The sequence below is a fragment of the Pseudomonas sp. S2_A10 genome (assembly GCF_054668465.1).
In genome coordinates, this window is sequence record NZ_CP162773.1 from 4,172,771 (window position 1) to 4,190,713 (window position 17,943).

The window sequence follows — 17,943 nt, forward strand, 5'->3', positions numbered from 1 at the left end:
CTCCGCTGATCGTTCCCACGCAGAGCATGGGAACGATCAGGTGCGCAACCTGGGGCATTGCGAGTATCCATCTTCATCGCTGTCGTTCCAGAAACTCCCCGTACCGCCGCGCGGTATTTCCCGGCTGTTCGACCATCGGCATGTGCCCGACGTGATCCCACACATCCACTTCGAGATTGGCGATGCCTTTGCTCCACACCGGCACGCTGCTGACGTCGATCAGGCGATCCTTGCGCCCCCACAGCAACAGCGCCGGGCATTTGATCTCGGCCAGTTTCGGCTCCATCGGCGGGCTGGCGCGGAAGTCGCGGAAGATTTCTTCGAGCTCGTCACGTTGTTGCTCGTAGCGCTGGGCGACGGCGTCCAGCACCAGCTTCGGCACCCACGGCGGCGACTCCATGGTCATCGCGTAGAAGCGCTGAAATTCTTCGCGGGAGTTGATCAGGAACGGGTTGTGCCCGCGCGCCAGATGGCGCTCCATGTCGCTTGGCTCCGGAGCGGTGACGCCGGCCGGGTCAATCAATGCCAGCGAGGCGATTCGCTCCGGATAGGTCGCTGCCAGCCACGCGGCAATGTAGCCGCCCATGGAGTTGCCAATGACGTGGACTTTCTCTACGCCGCAGACATCGAGCAGCTGAATCATGCGTTTGGCCTGAACCGCAATGTCGTAACCGCCGCCAGCCTTGAAGCCAGTCTCACCGTGGCCGGCCAGATCCGGAATGATCACCCGATACTGACGGACGAAGTGCCGGGCGCAGCGCAGCCAGAGGTTTTTATCGGCGCTGAAGCCGTGCAGCATCAGGATCGCGCTGGACGCCTCGTACGGCCCGCCTTGCCAGGTCGACACGGTCATCTCGGCGATCGGCACTTCGATCTTGTGCAATTTGTACAACCTGGCCTCGCTGGCCATGGCCAGGTCGTACAGCCAATGGCCGACCGCCGGGTAACTCAACCAGCTCCAGGCCACGAAAACCGCGAGTGCGACAAACAGCAAAAGCATCGACGTCTTCCTTTTACGTGTTCAGGACAAAATATGGTCGGCCGGTTTCAGCGCCCGGGTCAGCAGGTGATAGCTGAAACTGAAGCCGGGAAACATCGCGATCACATGACCGCTCTTGCTCTGGTACCAACTGTGGCAACCACCGGACTTCCACACCGTGCGCTGCATTTCCCGGTGGATCATTGCAGTGTAGGTACGTTCTGCGTCACGGCGCACTTCGATGCTGCGCAGGCCTTTGGCCCGTACGGTGCGGATGCAGTCGAGGATGTAATTCATCTGCGATTCGATGATGAACAGCGCCGAGGTGTGGCCAATGCCGGTGTTCGGCCCGGTGACGATAAACAGGTTGGGGAAATCCGGCAGGCTGGTGCCGAGGTACGCGCGCGGGTATTCGGCCCAGACATCTCTGAGTTGCACCGCGTTTTTGCCGCTGACCGGGTAAGAAATCACCCCGTCGGTGGCGTCGTAACCGGTCGACCAGACGATCAGATCAACATCGAGATGCTCACCGTCCACGGTGTTGATCCCGCTTTCGTCGATCGAAGCGATGCCGTGCTCGCGACTGTGCAACGTGACGTTGGCGCGGCTCAGCGCCGGGTAGTACGTGCTGGACACCAAAACGCGTTTGCAGCCGATGGTGAAGTCCGGAGTGAGTTTTTGCCGCAGCAGCGGGTCCGGAACCTGGCGCTTGAGAAAACGCAGCGCATGTTGTTGGACCAGATGAATCGCCGGTCTCGAGTATTTGAAGGCGATCACCCGGGTTTCGAATTGCCAGTAGATCAGCCAGCGCAGCAGCTTGTACGCCGGCTTCAGACCGAGCAGCCAGCGTTGGAAACGGCCGAATTTGCGATCGGCACGCGGCAGCACCCAATGCGGCGTGCGCTGGAATACATGCAGGTGTTCGACTTGTGGCGCAATCGCCGGGATCACCTGCGCGGCGCTGGCACCACTGCCGACGATCGCCACGCGTTTACCGCGATAGTCGTAGCTGTGATCCCAATTGTTTGTGTGAAAAGTCTTGCCTTGAAAGCGATCCATCCCAGGAAAGTTGGGGATGACCGGCTGACTCAACGGCCCGGAAGCATTGATCAGGAATTGGGTTCGGAAAGTACCTCTGGCGCGGGTGTGCACCAACCAACGCTTTTCCGCTTCGTCCCATTCGACCCGCTCGACATCGGCCCCCAGCTCCACGCGGTCGCGCAAACCGAACTGCTCGATCAGCTGTTCGGTGTAGCGACGCAGTTCCGCCTGTTCGGCGAACATCTGCGACCAGCGGTAGGGCGCGAATGACAGCGAATACAGCGGCGACGGCACGTCCACCGCTGCGCCGGGGTAGGTGTTCTGGCACCAGGTGCCGCCGAAAAAATCGCGTCGCTCGAGAATGCGAAAGTCGTCGATTCCGGCCTTGAGCAGGTTGACCGCCGCGCACTGGCCGCCGAAACCGCTGCCGATGATCAACACAGCGTAGGTATGCATGTGCCCCCTTTTTATAGTTGTTTTTCCATTTCCCCTCTTTCATTTATAGCCAACTCTGGGCCGCGCGTGCGGCGCTGATAGCGCTCTATTCAGGCCGCTGGCCGGTGATGGCTATTTAGCGGCGCCCTGATAGACTCCGGACACATCCTTGTCGGGATGTAACCATGCATCGCGCGGTCGAGGCCCTTATGGGAAATACGCGAGGAAAGGGACTTTCACTGGCCAGGAGGCTGTACAGGTCGCGGGTGTTCGGGCTGCTGCTCGGGCTGATGTGTGTCAGCGTGGCGATGCACGCGCTCGATCCGCCGCTGTGGGTGTGGGGCCTGATGCTGTTCAACGGCCTGGTCTGGCCGCATCTGGCCTTTCTATGGGCGCGAAGCTCGAGCGTGCCGTTTCGCGCCGAACACCGCAATTTGCTGATCGATGCATTCATGGGCGGCTTCTGGGTCGCCGCCATGCAGTTCAATCCCTTGCCCAGCGCTACCACGATTTCGATGATGGCGATGAACAACGTCGCCATCGGTGGCGGGCGGTTTTTGCTGGCGGGCACGGCGGTGCAGTTGCTCGGTATGGGCGTAGGGCTGGTGGTGTTTGCGCCGGCGTTCATCCCGCCAACAACGCCGCTGCAGCTGTACGCCTGTTTGCCGTTGCTGTTGCTGTATCCGCTGGCGCTGGGCTGGATCTGCTTTCGCCAGGCCTCGACCCTCGGTCGGCACAAGCGCGAGCTATTGGCGTTGAGTCGCACCGACAGCCTCACCGGCCTGCTCAATCATGGCGCGTGGAAGGATCAGCTGAACCTCGCGTTCCAGCGCTGCAAACGCCAGCAGCAGGGCGCGGCGATTGCGCTGATCGACATCGACCACTTCAAAGCGATCAATGACACCTATGGGCATGTCGCTGGCGATATCGTCCTGCGCCAGTTGAGCAAACTGCTCAAACAGAATCTGCGCGCCACGGATGTGGCCGGGCGCTATGGCGGGGACGAGTTCTGCGTGATTTTGCCGGAGCTGCCACTGTTCAACGCGGCTCAGGCGATGGAAGCCTTGCGCGAGCGTTTTGCGGTGATGGGCTACGAGCAGAACCCGGCGTTGAAGGTCAGTCTGAGCATTGGCCTGGCCGCGTACGACCCGAGCCATGCCGACGCCACGCGTTGGCTGGATGAGGCCGATCAGGCGTTGTACGAAGCCAAGGCCAGTGGGCGCAATCGGGTGATCTGCAACAGCGACAACAAGCCGAGGCAGGCGCTGCTGGATTCGGTCTGACGGGCGAGCTGATACCTGTGGGAGCGAGCCTGCTCGCGAAAGCGCTGGGTCAGGCGGTATCAATATCGTTTGCCACGACGCCTTCGCGAGCAGGCTCGCTCCCACCGGGGTATGTGTTGTCGGTTAGATCAGTGTCGCATCCGCTATAGAGCCTCGTGCCGATGTCGGTTACGGTTGAATCCCTCCGACACGAAACAAGGACTGCTTCATGACGTTCTCCTTTCCCCGCTCTCTGCTGGCCGCCAGCCTCGGTCTGTCCCTCGCATTCTCGGCCGCAAACGCCGCCGAACCGCACAAACAAGTGCTCGCCGATGCCCAGCAGTATCAGCCCGAAGCCCTGAAAATGTTGGAGCGACTGGTCAATATCGACTCCGGCTCAGGTTATGAGCCGGGCCTGAAACAGGTCAGCGACATTGCCATCGATGAACTGAAAAAACTCGGCGCCACCATCGAACTGGTGCCCAACACCCCGGAAAAATCCAACCACGTGCTGGCCACGCTCAAAGGCACCGGGAAAGCGAAGATTCTCCTGATGGCTCACATGGACACTGTGTTCAAGGAAGGCTCCGCCGCCGAGCGGCCTTTCCAAATCAAGGACGGCCGCGCCTACGGGCCGGGTGTAATGGACGACAAGGGCGGCATCGTCGCCGGCATCTACGCATTGAAAGTGCTGAAGAACCTCGACTTCAAGGATTACGCGCAGATCACCTTCCTGCTGGATGCCAGCGAAGAAACCGGCTCGGACGTCGCCACCGACCTGATCAAGAAAACCGCCAAACAGCACGACGTCACCCTCAACCTCGAACCGGGGCGCCCGGCCGATGGCCTGGTGGTGTGGCGCAAGGGCAGTGCGACGGCGCTGGTCGAAGTCAAAGGCAAGGCCGCCCACGCCGGCGTCGCGCCAGAGTTGGGACGGAACGCGGCGATGGAAGCGGCGCATCAGATTCTGCAACTGGGCAAGCTCGGTGACGAGGCGAAGAAGACCACCATCAACTTCACCGTGCTCAAGGCCGGCGATCGCACCAACGTGATTCCTGATCAGGCCACGGCCAAGGCGGATGTGCGCGCGGCAGTGCCGGAGGAATTTGATCGCATCGAGAAGGATCTGGCGCGGGTCTCGCAGGACAAGTTGATTGCCGATACCGAAGTGAAAACGTCCTTGCAGCGCGGTTTGCCGCCGATGCCGCAGACCGCTGAGTCCGATCGCTTGATGGCCATGGCTCAAGGCATTTACGGCGAAATTGGCCGCAAGCTGACCGAGGAGGGCAGTGGTGGCGCGGCGGATGCCAGTCTGTCCGCAGGCGTAGGGACGCCGACGCTGGATGGCTTCGGCATTGTCGGCGGCAATATTCATACGCCGGAGGAATATGCCGAAGTGGCGAGCGTGGCGCCGCGGATTTACCTGTTGTCGCGGATGATCATGGAGTTGGCCAAGCCGCGGTGATGGGGTTGGTGGTGTGAATGCTTGGGATGGGGTGTCAGTTGACTCACCCCTCACCCTAGCCCTCTCCCCCAGGAGAGGGGACTGACCGTGTTGTTTATAGTCAATGCGGCAAGCTTAAGATTTTCTGCTGAATTCAATTTCGCATTCAACACGGTCCACCACGTCGGCGCAGATCCAGAGCATTCCCCAATCAGTCCCCTCTCCCTCTGGGAGAGGGCTAGGGTGAGGGGCTTTTGTGGGAAAAGTGGCAGTCGAGGACGGCGCACAAAAAATACCGAAAAGTCCGACAGAAGCTCTCGTTGCGGCCGTCGGGCGCGGCTCTTATAGTCTCGGTTCGCAGATAACTCTGCGACGATCTTGGCCGGTCGAATACAGAACCTGACCTTTCTGGAGTGAACTCTATGACCGACCAAGTAATGCCGCGCTATCTCCCCATCGACACCTACGACGCCGAATCGCCGGTGCTCTTCATCAATACCCATACAGAACTCAGCGACATGGCCGCCTGTGCGATGCACCGGTTTGTGGTCGTGCGCGATCTGGCCGACACTTTCGCCAGCCTCAACCTCAAGGGCATCTCCGATTGTGATCTGACGCGGGTGACCAGCGCGGTTCATCTGCTGATGCGCGAGGGCTGCGCGATTCTGAATGTGATTCAGGCGCGGGCGGCGCAGCGGGAGGAGGGGTATAAGACGCCGGTTTAGCGGTGCCGCAATAGACGCTTTCGCGAGCAGGCTCGCTCCCACAGGGGACCGCATTTCAACTGTGGGAGCGAGCCTGCTCGCGAAGGGGCCGGTGCAGCGAATGCATCACTCCTTGACGCTCATGTATTCCTTGGCCCAGAGAATGTATTCCTCCGGCTGGGTATAGGTGTGGGTCAACTCGGTCGCGCTCAGATCGGAGGCCTGGGTGAAGATCTGCCGCTGTTCGCGCAGGCTGTCGTAGGTTGCTTTGATCGCGGCGAAGTAGGCGCCATGGCCGTCGATGGTCACGCGTACGCCGAGTTCGGCCAGGCGTTTGTCGTCGCGCAGGGCCGGGTTGCCGTAGGTGACCAGCATCAGCGGCACGGTCAGATGCTCGGCGATCTGTTCCAGCTGATCGAAGTCCTGCACGCCGACCATGCAGATACCGTCAGCGCCCGCCGCCTGATATTGGCGGGTGCGGCTGATGATTTCCTGATTCGGCAGAATGCCGGCGTTGGTGCGGGCGATGATGGCCATCTCGGTGTCGACCCGGGCTTCCAGCGCCGCGCGGATCTTGCCGACGCCTTCGGCCACGGTGATCAGGTCGGTGGATTTGCGCCCGAATTGCGCGGGCAGCAGGGTGTCTTCGATGGTCAGTGCAGCGACGCCCGCGCGTTCCAGTTCGACGATGGTGCGCATCACGTTAAGAGCGTTGCCATAGCCGTGGTCGGCGTCGGCGATCACTGGCAATTGGGCGACGCGGCCAATGCGCGTGGCCTGTTCGGCGAATTCGCTGAGGGTGATCAGGGCGAAGTCCGGCGCGCCAAGCACCTGCAGGGAGGCCACGGAACCGCCGAGGATACCCACTTCAAAACCCAGGTCAGCGGCGATGCGGGCGGACATCGGGTCGAATACCGAAGCCGTGTGGTAGCAGGTGTCGGAGGCCAGCAGCTGACGGAAGTTACGGCGCAAATCTTGATGGGAAAGCCTGGTCATACGAGTTCCACCAATACATAAGGAATGGAAAGGCTTGAGCAAAGGTGTCAACGCCGAAGAGTGAAAAGGCTATCACGCGAATGGGTCAAGAATCATGACGAATTTGCGCGGCAGGACTGGCGGCTGAAAGGTTTAATCTCCCGTGCCGGAAATATCAGGCCGCCACGGCATGTTGCTGTTGATGGGGCAGGAGCACTGCGCGCACTGAATTGCCCGGCTGCAGTTGCAGGCGTTTGGCAGTGAGGCGATCGACAACCAGGCTGTTGCCCACCAGTCGCCCGGGGGCCACGGTGATACGGCAGTTTTCCAGCCGGCGGTTGTGAATCAGCCATAGCGGCGCCTGCTCGTCCGGGGGGCCGAGGCTCAAGGTCAGTTCGAGGCTGTCGCGCACCGTGCGGATGCTGCGGATCGGCGCTTCGATGACCGGGCCACCGTCGAAAATGTCGATATAGCCTTTGTGCGTGAAGCCCTCGGCCTGAAGAATCTTCAACGCCGGCTGGGTGTTCGGGTGAGTCTGGCCTATCGCCGCCTGCGCCTGTTCGGTGAGCAGGCAGGTATATAGTGGCTGGCGCGGCATCAGTTCGGCGATAAAGGCTTTGTTGCCCAGACCGGACAAGTGATCGGCGTGGGTGAAATCCATCTGGAAGAAGTGCCGGCCAAGGCTGTCCCAAAATGGCGAGCAACCGTTTTCATCGGCACTGCCGCGCAACTCGGCGATCATCTTCTCGCCAAACAGGTGCGGAAATTCGGCGACGAACAGTAGACGACCCAGCGACAACAGGCGGCCATTGCTGCCGTTGCGCTGGTCATGGCGCAGGAACAGCGAGCACAGCTCCGATTGGCCGGTCAGTTCGTTGTTGAGGAACAACGTTGGGATCTGCCGCTGAATGCCCAGGTCCGGTGCCGAACTGACGGTCACCCCAAGCCGATAGTTGTACCAGGGCTCGCGCAGGCCAACGGCGCCGGCCATTGCGCTGACACCGACCACGCGCTGCTCATCATCCTCGAGGACAAACAGGTAATCGGCATCGGCGCGCTCCACCTGTTCGGCGAACGCCCGTTGCGCCCAGCGCACCCGGTGCGCAAGTCGGTCCTCGTTGGCCGGAAGGGTGGTGAAACCTGGTCCAGCCTGTTCGACGAGGGTCATCAAGGCAGGCAGGTCGCTGACTTTTACCGGACGGACAATCATGCTCCAACTCCTTTGGCGTACCGATTCAGGCGCGGATGGCTAACGCGGCTCACAGAGCGACCAGCCGTATCGAGCTGCCTTCGCTGACTTTCAGTGCCGCGCAGATGGCGGGTGTCAGGGGCAGCGGTTGATCAGGGTGATAGTCGAGTTCGGTGACAATCGCGCGGTAGTCATGCAGGGCGTCGTTGCTGAGCAGGTAACGGCCACGGGCGTCGGTCGATACTTGTTGGCGGACAATGGCCGTTTGGCTGTCAGCGATCGAGCGAATGTTTGCGGTACGCGCATACAGGGTCGGGCCGGCGTCGAACAGGTCGATGTAGCTGTTGGTTTCGAAGCCTTCCCGCGCGAGGATGTCGAACGCTTCCTGGCCGTCCGGGTGCACGCGGCCGATGCAATCCTGCGCCGCTTGCGGCAGCATCGGTACGTAGATCGGGTATTGCGGCATCAGTTCGGCGAGGAACGTGCGGCTCTGCAACCCGCAGAGGCGCTCGGCTTCCGCGTACGGCAGGTCGAAAAAGTGCTTGCCCAGCGCATCCCAGAACGGCGAGTGACCCTGCTCGTCGCTGTAGCCGACGATCTCGGTGATCACCGCTTCGGAGAACCGCTGTGCATGCGCAGCAATGAACAGCAGGCGCGCTCGCGACAACAGTTCGGAAAACGGCGTACGCACCAGCGCGGCGTCAATGTGGAAACCGCGCAGCAAGGTATGCCCGCTGAGGTCATGGCACAGCGACAGCGCCGGCACGCCATGCTCGATGTTCAATTCCCGCGAAGCACTGGTGAAGTGGCGATTGCGCAAGCTGTAGAACGGCTCCTTGAAACCGGCGGTGGCAAGGATTTCCGAGCAGCCGACCAATTGCTGGCGTTCGAGATCTTCCAGTACAAAGAAATAGTTTTCCGGCCCCTGGGCTGTGGCGGCGCTGTCGAAAGACGCGCACGACGCGGCGATTTTTTCGCGCAGGTGTTCGCTGTCATCCGGCAGCGAAGTCACACCGATCAGGCTCTCGCGGGCCAGGCGCTGTAGCTGGGGCAGATCATTCTGCTCGACTGGGCGTAAGACCAGCATGGATGTACTCCTGTATCAAAAGGTTCGGCCGATTCGCCGAACCTGACTATCACTGTCGGTGTCCACGCGTTGAATCGGCGGTCGCCTGATTTGTTGTCAGACGCCGCTCTTTTTCTTGTCAGCCTTTGCTCGGATCGGGCAGCGCTGTGCTGGCGCCGAGCTTGTTGAGGAAGAACAGGTACACCAGGCCCACGGCAATCCAGATCAGGCCGAGTTTCTGCGCATCGACGCCCATGTTGTACATGATGGCGGCGACGATGATGAAGCCGATCACCGGGCAGAGCAGATGGCGCACAAACTGCCCCGACTTCTGCCGACGCCAGTAGTGGTTGATCACCGTCAGGTGCAGCAGCATGAAACCGCTGAGGGCGCCGAAGTTGATCAGCGAGGTGAGGATGTCGACCGCGTCGATGAACAGGTAGCAGATCAGCAGCGACAACGCCGCCACCAGATAAATGCTCAGGTACGGCGTGTTGTGTTTCGGGTGGACCTTGGCCAGCACCTTCGGCAGCTTGCCGTCGCGGGCCATGCCGAACAGCAGGCGCGATACGGCGGCCTGCGAGGTGATTGCCACGGCCACGCCCCAGGCCAGCGCCGTGGCGACGGCTGTCAGGGTCGCCAGCCAGCTGCCAGCGGCGATTTCAGCGATTTCATAGAACGCGGTGTCGGCGGATTTGAAGCCCATGCCCGCCGCCAGATCGGTGGCAATCCAAGTCTGTACGACGAAAATCGTGCCCATCACCGCCAGGGTGATCAGCGCTGCCTTGCCGACGCTGCGGCCCGGATCTTCCTTGATTTCTTCGGCGAGGGTGGAGATCGCGTCGAAGCCGAGGAACGACAGCACGGCGATCGACACCGCTTGCATCAGCAGGGCGAAGTTGAAGGTTTGCGGGTGATACAGCGGCGCCAGCGTCAGCTCACCGTTACCGCCACCGTTGTGCAGGGCGTTCCAGGCGTAGAACAGGAAGATGCCCAGCACCACCAGTTGTGCCAGCAGGAACAGCATGTTCATCCGCGCGGTGAAGGTGATGCCGCGCAGGTTGACGAATGTTGCGCTGACCAGAAACGCCAGAATGAAGCCGACCTTGGGAATGTCCGGGTACAAATGGTTGAGCGCCATCGCCGAATACAGGTACAGCAGCGGCGGAATCAGCAGGTAATCGAGCAGCATCAGCCAGCCAGCGATGAAGCCGACGTGTTGATTAAGGCCGCGTTGCGCGTAGGAATATACAGAGCCGGCAACCGGAAAGGCCTTGGCCATGCTGCCGTAACTCAGCGCGGTGAACAGCATCGCCACCATGCCGATGATGTACGCCAGCGGCACCATCCCCGGTGCTTCGGCGTTGACGTAGCCATACACACCGAACGGGGCGATGGGGATCATGAAGATCATCCCGTACACCACCAGATCGGTCAGCGTCAGGCTACGTTTCAACTCTTGCTTGTAGCCGAATTCTTCAATTTCCATGAAGCGCAACTCCTTGTCAGCCATCGGTCGGTTTATGTTTTATCGGTCCGTCATTTACAGCAAAGGTGCGAGGTAGCCGGCCCAGCGCGACACTGCTTCGGGGCTGCGCAGCAGATCGTTGCGCACCTCGATCAGCACCGCCTCAAGCCCCCGGGCATCGCCGTGCACCGGCACGGTCATGTCGCCCAAGGGATCAATTCTGTACGGTTGGTTGCCCGCCACTTTCAACGGTTGCGCTTGCAGGCCGTCGAGCAAACGCAGGGCATAGTCTTTGGCCTGGCCGAACAACACGCCGACTTCCAGCGGTCGCGGCTGGCCGTAATACACCGGGGTGAAACTGTGAATACCGACCACCCGCACCGGCAGACCTTTGGCAATGCGCTCGTCGATCAACATCTGCAAGCGCGCATGAAACGGTTTGAACAGGGTCTGCCGGCGGTACTCGCGGGTCGCTTCGTCGAGTTCGCGGTTGCCGGGTATCGGGTAGATCTCGCTCTGCAGCGGGATGCTGTCCGGCGCATGGCGCGGTCGGTTGAGGTCGATCAGCAGCCGTGAATAGTTGGCGCTGAGCAGGGTAGCGCCAAGCTGTTCCGACAACTGTTCGGCCAGTTGCAGCGCGCCGATGTCCCAGGCGATATGTTCGCGTGCGGCCGCCTCGTCCAGGCCCAGATTGTTCAGGGCGTCGGGGATGTATCGACTGGCGTGTTCGCACACGAGGATCAACGGATTCGTCGAGTCCTCGCGGCTCAGGGTGTAGACCGGGCGGGTATACAACCCAAGCTCGGCGGATTCAGTACAGGCGTGCATAGTGCTCACACAGGTCAGCGGGCGAGAGCTGTTCCGTCAGCGCCAGTTCCTCGGTTTTCAGGGCGTAATACGTGTCGAGCAACGGCTTGGGCAGCCATTCATTGAACGCTGCACTGTCGCGCAGGCAATCCAGCGCCTGGGCCAGCGAGGCGGGCAGGGCGACGATGCCCCGGGCCTTGCGTTGCTCGTCGTTGAGTGAATCGGGAATTTCATCGGTGATCGCGTTCAGCGCCAGACGTTGTTCGATGCCCAGCCGCCCGGCAATCAGCAGCGCGGCCATGGCCAGATGCGGCGAGGCGGTGGCGTCCATGGCGCGGAATTCCAGGTTGAACTGCTGCGCAGCGGATTTACCCCCCAGGGTCACGGTCGGGCAGATGCGCAGCGCCGCTTCACGGTTCTGCTGCCCCAGACACGCATACGACGCGCTCCAGTGGTGCGGCTGCAAACGCTGGTATGACGGCGGCGTCGGCGCGGTGAAGGCGCACAGCGCCGGTAGAAAATGCAGGACTCCGGCAGCCCAATGCTGGCCGATGCTCGACAGGCCGTTGCTGGTGCCGGCGTCGTACAACATCGGCTGGCCGGCCAGGTCGAGCAGGCTGACGTGCAGGTGCACACCGTTGCACACCGCCTCGGCGGCAGTCTTCGGCGCAAAACTCAGGTCGAGGCCCATTTGCCGGGCGATTTCCCGGGTGATTTCGCGCACGTTGACCGCACGATCCGCCGCCGCTACGCCAAGAGTCGGGCGGCAGGTGATTTCGTATTGGTGCTTGCCGTATTCCGGCAGAAACATTTCCGGCTCGACGCCGCCGGCGCGCAGGGCGCTGAGCAGCCAGCCGCCGAATTCGGCGCCCTGGCGCTGCGCTTCGAGAGAGAACGCCGCGTGTTCGGCAATGCCTGCGTGCAGGTTGAATTCATGTTCGAAGGCGGCGTTGACTTGCAACCCCAGCTCATCGTGATAGCGCTCGATTTCATCGCGCAGCAATGTGCGTGGGCAGGCGCCCCACGCCTGACCGTCAGTCTCGCGAATATCGGAATGGATGAAATCCAGCACCGGTGCATTGGCGTCCGGGCCGCTGCCGACAGTGACGCGGCTGCTCAGATCCGGAATCAGCCGCAGGTCGCCATACGCGCCCCACGGACTGCTCGAAGCGATGATGTCCTGCGGCGTCAACGCGCTGTTGGCGGGGACCCAGCCGCAACCCGCTGCCTGGTAATGCTCCAGCTCATCGGTAGGAAACGAGCGGCCCCGGGTGATGCCGATCAGGTCAGTTGTCACCAGCGTGGTCATCGGTAAAGGCGTCAGGCGCGGGCTCATGGCTGCATCTCCCGCAGACGACCGAGCACGGTGTCGGTGTCGGTGATCCAGCAGTAACCCTTGATCGCGTTGAGGCAGGCGTGATGGCGTTCAGCTGTGTAAGTGGCGCAGGCATCCTCCACCAGCGTGACCAGATAGCCACGGTCGGCGGCATCGCGCACGGCCATGTCCACGCATTGGTCGGTGACGATGCCGGCGATGATCAGATGGCGGGTCTGCAGATTGCGCAGCACGTAATCGATGTTGGTTGAATTGAACACCCCGGAGGAGGTCTTCGGCAGCACGATTTCGTTTTCGGTCGGGGTCAGTTCAGCGATGACCTGAGCTTGCACGCTGCCCTTGGGCAGGTGCATGTCCGACAGTTTGTGATCCAGCGAGCGGTCGCGACCGTCGGCGGTCAGGCTTTCGATAATCGTGTGCAGCACGTTCTGCTGCGCCTGACGAAAGGCGCCAAGCAGCCGTTGCTGATTGGGCACCACTTGGCTGCGCGTGCGCTGGAGAAAATATTCGGCATCCGCCCCGCTCAGGTGCGGGTCGAATTGCGGTTCGAGCCAGGCGCGCTGCATGTCCACCAGCAGCAAAGCGGTGTGGTCGACCACAAACGGCAAGTCTCGCGGCGAACGGTGGGGAAGGCTGAACATCCTTATTTGTCCTCCAGCAGGTGAGTCGCAAAATCGTTGCGCAGGGCATCGATGCCTTCCAGGCGATCGGCCGGGTCCGGCACGCGCAAGGTCAGGCAGGCGATCAACGCCTCGACCTGCGCCAGCGCCGGCACCATGGTGTCGAACGGCGACGCCGATTCCACCGGCGCGCTGATGATCAGGTCGGCCAATTCGCGCAGCGGCGAGGCGTAGACATCGGTGAACAGCACCACCCGCGCGCTGTTGTTCTTCGCCGCCTGCGCAACGCGCAAAGCCTGGGTCTGGTAGCGCCGGTAGTCGAACACCAGCACCACGTCCTGACGTTGCAGATCGTACAAACGGTCGGGCAGCAGGGCGTTATCTTCCAGGGCGAAACAGCCGGGACGCAGCAGACGCAAGTGGTTGAGCAGGTAGTTGGCGAGCAGAATGCTGAAGCGGCCACCGAAACAGTAGACCTGATGGCGGCTGTCGAGCAGCCATTCCACGAGGATGCGCACGTCCTCAGGCTGGGTCAGGGCTTGGGTGTCGACCAGCAAACGCTGGCTGTCGGCCAGGTAATGCGCCCAGGCATCGTCCTTGTTCTGCTGCGAGCGCGGCTGCAACAAGGTGCGCGGTGAACGCAGGCGATGGTCCATGTCGCTGAGCAGGGCTTCCTGGAATTCGGCATAACCGCCGAAACCGAGCTTTTTCACCAGACGCACGATGGTCGGATCGCTGACACCGGCATGTTCGGCCAGTCGCGCCATAGGCCCGAGACCGTTGCGTGGATACTGATCGAGCAGGGCGCGAACGACTTTGCGCTCCGACGGCGTCAGGTCCAGGCCGGGGTCGGTGATCAGGTCTCTGAGAGGGGGCATCCTGGCTCCTGCTGGATGGGGTGTCGAATTCGTTTCACAATCCGTTAAACGAGTATTTATGTAATGGGTGCTACATGTCTAGCTAATTTTTGTACAGGTTTTCCGAGCACCAAAAGTGTGCAAGGTGCCCGTGTAATAAGGGCTACGTCGAAGTAACGCGCTGTTGTAGTCCTTTGCCAATTGTTGTGTCAGACATTGCCTATCCCAAGCTCAGCGACGGGCCGGTGACAGCCCTGAACGCCGAGGTTTTACGGCACAATGCGACGCGTATCGGCTGTGTGCCATTGTTTGTTTTATCTTTCGACCGAGAACCTGCTTGTGCCAAGTAGCCGTTTGACACTGATTTGCCATGCGCGAACCATCGCACAGAAACTGGCGCGTTTTCCTACGAACGAGCCTGTTGAAGAGTTGCATTTAGCTTCTGACGCGTGGAGGGCGCGATTCGCCCCGCCACGGCGACTGATTTGCGCGCCTGAACTGCGTACCCGGCAAACGGCAGCGTGGTTTGGCGTCGATGCGCAGATTGATCAAGCCCTGCGCGATTGCGATTGGGGACGCTGGCACGGCCAATCGATCAAGGATCTGCAAGCCAATGAAAACCAGGCTGTGCAAGCCTGGCTAGCCGATCCTGAAGCCGCACCCCATGGCGGCGAATCGGTCAGGCAACTGACGCAGCGGGTCTCAATGTGGCTGGACTCCATCGCCGAAACCCCTGGACATGTAGTGGCAGTCACCCATCCGTTCGTCATGCGCGCGGCGCTGATGCAGGTGCTGCAAGGCGCGGCGTTCAATGCAATCGACATCGAGCCACTGGCGATGATCGACTTGCGCTTCAATGGCATCTGGCGGCTACGCTTGCCGGGCATGGCCCTTGACGAGGAATTCTGATGAAACAGCTGCTGGTCATCGGCATTGGCGCCGGCAATCCGGACTACATCACGATGCAGGCGGTGAAAGCGCTGAATCGGGTCGATGTGTTCTTTTTGCTGGATAAAGGCCAGAGCAAGCAGACGCTGATCGATCTGCGCCGCGAGATCTGCGAGCGCTACATCACTGACCACGCTTATCGCTTTGTCGAAGCCAGCAGTCCGGAGCGCGAGCGCGGCGATGTCGACTACAGGGCGAGCGTCGATGCACTGAACCTCGCCAAGCAGCAGACCTTCGAACGGCTGATCAATGAAGAATTGTCCGACGGCCAGTGCGGCGGATTCCTGATCTGGGGCGATCCGGCGTTATACGACAGCACATTGCGGATTCTTCAGGCGATTCAGGCATCAGGCCGCTGTGAATTCGACTATGAAGTCATCCCCGGGATTACCAGTGTTCAAGCCTTGGCTGCGCAGCACAAAATACCTTTGAACACGATTGGTCGCTCAGTAGAAATCACCACAGGCCGGCGATTGGCGGCGGGGCAGGTGAGTGAAGCGGACAGTCTGGTGGTAATGCTCGATGCCGAGGATTCGTACCAGCGGGTGGCGGATCGGCAGACCGAGATTTTCTGGGGCGCTTACCTGGGCACGCCGGACGAGATACTGCTCAGCGGCCGGCTGGCGGAAGTGGCCGATGAGATCGAACGGGTGCGCAAGGCGGCGCGAGCGGAGCATGGGTGGATTATGGATACCTATCTGTTACGCAAGCCTTGAGTGGTTGGCGCCTGATCAAGCGCTTTCGCGAGCAGGCTCGCTCCCACAGGGAAATGCGTTGCAGAATGTGGGAGCGAGCCTGCCCGCGAAGGGGGCAGAACATTCACCACCGATTGTAGACAGGCAAAAAGAAACCCGGTGCAACGCAAATCGCACCGGGTTTTTTGTTGCCAGCCAACAGCGGATGTCGTGGATCCGCCGTCAACCTAGAACTCCGTATCAGCCGCGTTCCAGCGCCAAAGCCACGCCCTGACCGCCGCCGATGCACAAGGTCGCCAGACCTTTTTTCGCATCGCGCTTGAGCATTTCGTGCAGCAATGTCACCAGCACGCGGCAACCTGATGCGCCGATCGGGTGACCGAGGGCGATGGCGCCACCGTTGACGTTGACCTTGTCCAGATCCCATTGCAGGTCTTTGGCCACGGCCAGCGATTGCGCAGCGAACGCTTCGTTGGCTTCAATCAGGTCGAGCTGGTCGATGTTCCAGCCGGCCTTGTCCAGGCAGCGGCGGGTCGCCGATACCGGGCCGATGCCCATGATCGCCGGGTCGACGCCAGCGTTGGCGTAGGCGGCAATCCTGGCCAGAACCGGCAGGCCCAGCGATTTGGCTTTCTCGGCACTCATCAGAATCACGGCGGCGGCACCGTCGTTCAGCGACGAGGCGTTGCCAGCGGTGACGCTGCCGTCCTTTTTGAACGCCGGACGCAGTTTCGCCAGAGATTGTGCGGTGGTATCGCCGCGTGGCTGCTCGTCGACCTTGAACGCGACCGGATCGCCTTTGCGCTGGGGGATCAGGATCGGCGTGATTTCATCAACGAAGCGCCCGGCCTCGATCGCAGCGGCGGCTTTCTGCTGAGACGCGGCAGCAAAGGCGTCCTGCTGTTCGCGGCTGATCTGGTATTTGTCGACCAGATTCTCGGCAGTGATGCCCATGTGGTAATCGTTGAACGCATCCCACAGGCCATCGCTGATCATGGTGTCGACGATTTGCGCGTGGCCCATGCGCAGACCGGTGCGCGCACCCGGCATGATGTAGTTGGACAGGCTCATGTTTTCCTGACCGCCGGCGATGATCACCTCGGCGTCGCCGCAACGGATCGCTTGCGCGCCCAGGTGCAGAGCCTTGAGGCCGGAACCGCAAACCTTGTTCAGGGTCATGGCCGGTACGGCGTGGGGCAGGCCAGCCTTGATTGCGGCTTGACGTGCCGGGTTCTGGCCAGCGCCAGCGGTGAGCACCTGGCCCATGATCACTTCATCGACCTGCGCACCGTCGAGGCCGGTCTGCTCGAGCAACTGGCGGATCACCGCCGCGCCCAGGTCTACTGCGGATACATTGGCCAGGGAGCCCTGAAAACTGCCGATCGCAGTACGCGTGGCGGCAACAATGACGACGTCTTGCATTTTCGAATTCCTCACTGGGCAGCGAACTGCATTTCCGGTACGTGATCCGGGACGATCAGTTTACCAGCGGTTTTGGCGACGATTTCCTCAACACTGACGCCAGGTGCGCGTTCCTTGAGGACAAAAGCGCCATTTTCGATTTCCAGATACGCGAGGTCGGTCAGCACGCGCTTGATGCAGCCGGCACCGGTCAGCGGCAGGCTGCATTTGGCCAGCAGCTTGGACTCACCATCCTTCGAGGCGTGGGTCATGATGACAATGATGTTGTCGGCGCCGGCCACCAGATCCATCGCGCCGCCCATGCCCTTGACCAGTTTGCCGGGGATCATCCACGAAGCGATGTTGCCTTCCACATCCACTTCGAAAGCGCCGAGCACGGTCAGGTCGACATGGCCGCCGCGGATCATTGCGAAGGATTCGGCGGAATTGAAGATCGACGCGCCGATCCGCGCAGTCACCGTTTGTTTGCCGGCGTTGATCATGTCGGCATCGATGGTTTCTTCGGTCGGGAACGGACCCATGCCGAGCAGGCCGTTTTCCGATTGCAGCATGACTTCCATGCCTTCGGGGATGTAGTTGGCGACCAGGGTCGGAATGCCGATGCCGAGGTTCACGTAGTAGCCGTCCTGCATTTCGCGGGCGACGCGCTGAGCCATTTGTTCGCGGGTAAGTGCCATGTTGTTGTTCTCCGAAGG

At 61.1% G+C, this 17,943-nt stretch carries 17 protein-coding genes; 5 read left to right on the forward strand and 12 right to left on the reverse strand.

All coding sequences use genetic code 11. The features are described 5' to 3' along the window. Positions 1-73: 73 nt before the first annotated feature. Together AB4N41_RS18740 and AB4N41_RS18745 are read right to left on the reverse strand one after the other, a co-directional pair. Entirely contained in the window at positions 74-1,000 is a 927-nt protein-coding gene (locus AB4N41_RS18740) for an alpha/beta fold hydrolase (protein ID WP_423662810.1), read from the reverse strand. A 21-nt stretch (positions 1,001-1,021) separates the two neighbouring features. Further along, positions 1,022-2,476, reverse strand: coding sequence for a flavin-containing monooxygenase (locus AB4N41_RS18745; RefSeq protein ID WP_252885745.1), 1,455 nt, complete (start codon positions 2,474-2,476; stop codon positions 1,022-1,024). A gap of 188 nt (positions 2,477-2,664) precedes the next feature. Here AB4N41_RS18745 and AB4N41_RS18750 point away from each other — a divergent pair, with 188 nt between their 5' ends. The 3 genes from AB4N41_RS18750 to AB4N41_RS18760 all read left to right on the forward strand — a co-directional run bounded on the left by AB4N41_RS18750 (position 2,665) and on the right by AB4N41_RS18760 (position 5,886). After that, positions 2,665-3,738 (forward strand): diguanylate cyclase, encoded by a 1,074-nt coding sequence (locus AB4N41_RS18750; RefSeq protein WP_095180274.1) that lies wholly within the window; start codon positions 2,665-2,667, stop codon positions 3,736-3,738. Between the two features lie 208 nt (positions 3,739-3,946). Beyond that, entirely contained in the window at positions 3,947-5,182 is a 1,236-nt protein-coding gene (locus AB4N41_RS18755; protein ID WP_460137877.1) for a M20/M25/M40 family metallo-hydrolase, read from the forward strand. Between the two features lie 401 nt (positions 5,183-5,583). Beyond that, positions 5,584-5,886, forward strand: a complete 303-nt coding sequence (locus tag AB4N41_RS18760; protein ID WP_016774122.1) for a hypothetical protein — start codon at positions 5,584-5,586, stop codon at positions 5,884-5,886. 105 nt (positions 5,887-5,991) lie between these two features. Here the strand turns inward: AB4N41_RS18760 and AB4N41_RS18765 are convergent, their stop codons facing one another. The 8 genes from AB4N41_RS18765 to AB4N41_RS18800 all read right to left on the reverse strand — a co-directional run bounded on the left by AB4N41_RS18765 (position 5,992) and on the right by AB4N41_RS18800 (position 14,204). Continuing rightward, positions 5,992-6,861 carry an isocitrate lyase/PEP mutase family protein gene (locus tag AB4N41_RS18765; RefSeq protein WP_016774123.1) on the reverse strand — a complete coding sequence of 290 codons (870 nt, stop codon included), beginning with the start codon at positions 6,859-6,861 and terminating at the stop codon, positions 5,992-5,994. 154 nt (positions 6,862-7,015) lie between these two features. After that, positions 7,016-8,050: an arginine N-succinyltransferase gene (gene astA, locus AB4N41_RS18770; RefSeq protein ID WP_460137878.1), complete on the reverse strand. Its 1,035-nt coding sequence runs from the start codon at positions 8,048-8,050 to the stop codon at positions 7,016-7,018. A gap of 49 nt (positions 8,051-8,099) precedes the next feature. Further along, positions 8,100-9,116, reverse strand: coding sequence for an arginine N-succinyltransferase (locus AB4N41_RS18775; RefSeq protein WP_041478622.1), 1,017 nt, complete (start codon positions 9,114-9,116; stop codon positions 8,100-8,102). Between the two features lie 118 nt (positions 9,117-9,234). Then, on the reverse strand, positions 9,235-10,584 hold the full coding sequence (locus tag AB4N41_RS18780) for an APC family permease (protein ID WP_460137879.1): 1,350 nt from the start codon (positions 10,582-10,584) through the stop codon (positions 9,235-9,237). Positions 10,585-10,638: 54 nt separating this feature from the next. Continuing rightward, complete coding sequence (locus AB4N41_RS18785; RefSeq protein ID WP_252877853.1) at positions 10,639-11,391, reverse strand: N-formylglutamate amidohydrolase; 753 nt, start codon at positions 11,389-11,391, stop codon at positions 10,639-10,641. Beyond that, positions 11,375-12,706, reverse strand: a complete 1,332-nt coding sequence (locus AB4N41_RS18790) for a type I glutamate--ammonia ligase (RefSeq protein ID WP_460137880.1) — start codon at positions 12,704-12,706, stop codon at positions 11,375-11,377. The genes AB4N41_RS18785 and AB4N41_RS18790 overlap by 17 nt, the downstream gene beginning before the upstream one ends. Further along, entirely contained in the window at positions 12,703-13,347 is a 645-nt protein-coding gene (locus AB4N41_RS18795; protein WP_252877855.1) for a cysteine hydrolase family protein, read from the reverse strand. The genes AB4N41_RS18790 and AB4N41_RS18795 overlap by 4 nt, the downstream gene beginning before the upstream one ends. 2 nt (positions 13,348-13,349) lie before the next feature. Next, positions 13,350-14,204, reverse strand: a complete 855-nt coding sequence (locus AB4N41_RS18800) for a MurR/RpiR family transcriptional regulator (RefSeq protein WP_315435674.1) — start codon at positions 14,202-14,204, stop codon at positions 13,350-13,352. Between the two features lie 258 nt (positions 14,205-14,462). Here AB4N41_RS18800 and AB4N41_RS18805 point away from each other — a divergent pair, with 258 nt between their 5' ends. Together AB4N41_RS18805 and cobF are read left to right on the forward strand one after the other, a co-directional pair. After that, positions 14,463-15,092: a histidine phosphatase family protein gene (locus AB4N41_RS18805; RefSeq protein ID WP_371857494.1), complete on the forward strand. Its 630-nt coding sequence runs from the start codon at positions 14,463-14,465 to the stop codon at positions 15,090-15,092. Continuing rightward, a complete protein-coding gene (cobF, locus tag AB4N41_RS18810; RefSeq protein ID WP_252869192.1) occupies positions 15,092-15,847 on the forward strand; it encodes a precorrin-6A synthase (deacetylating) in 756 nt (251 codons plus the stop codon). The genes AB4N41_RS18805 and cobF overlap by 1 nt, the downstream gene beginning before the upstream one ends. Positions 15,848-16,066: 219 nt before the next feature. Here cobF and AB4N41_RS18815 read toward each other — a convergent pair whose 3' ends face one another. Further along, on the reverse strand, positions 16,067-17,248 hold the full coding sequence (locus AB4N41_RS18815) for an acetyl-CoA C-acetyltransferase (RefSeq protein ID WP_252869193.1): 1,182 nt from the start codon (positions 17,246-17,248) through the stop codon (positions 16,067-16,069). An 11-nt stretch (positions 17,249-17,259) separates the two neighbouring features. After that, positions 17,260-17,925, reverse strand: a complete 666-nt coding sequence (locus AB4N41_RS18820) for a CoA transferase subunit B (protein WP_016774134.1) — start codon at positions 17,923-17,925, stop codon at positions 17,260-17,262. Positions 17,926-17,943: the final 18 nt, after the last annotated feature.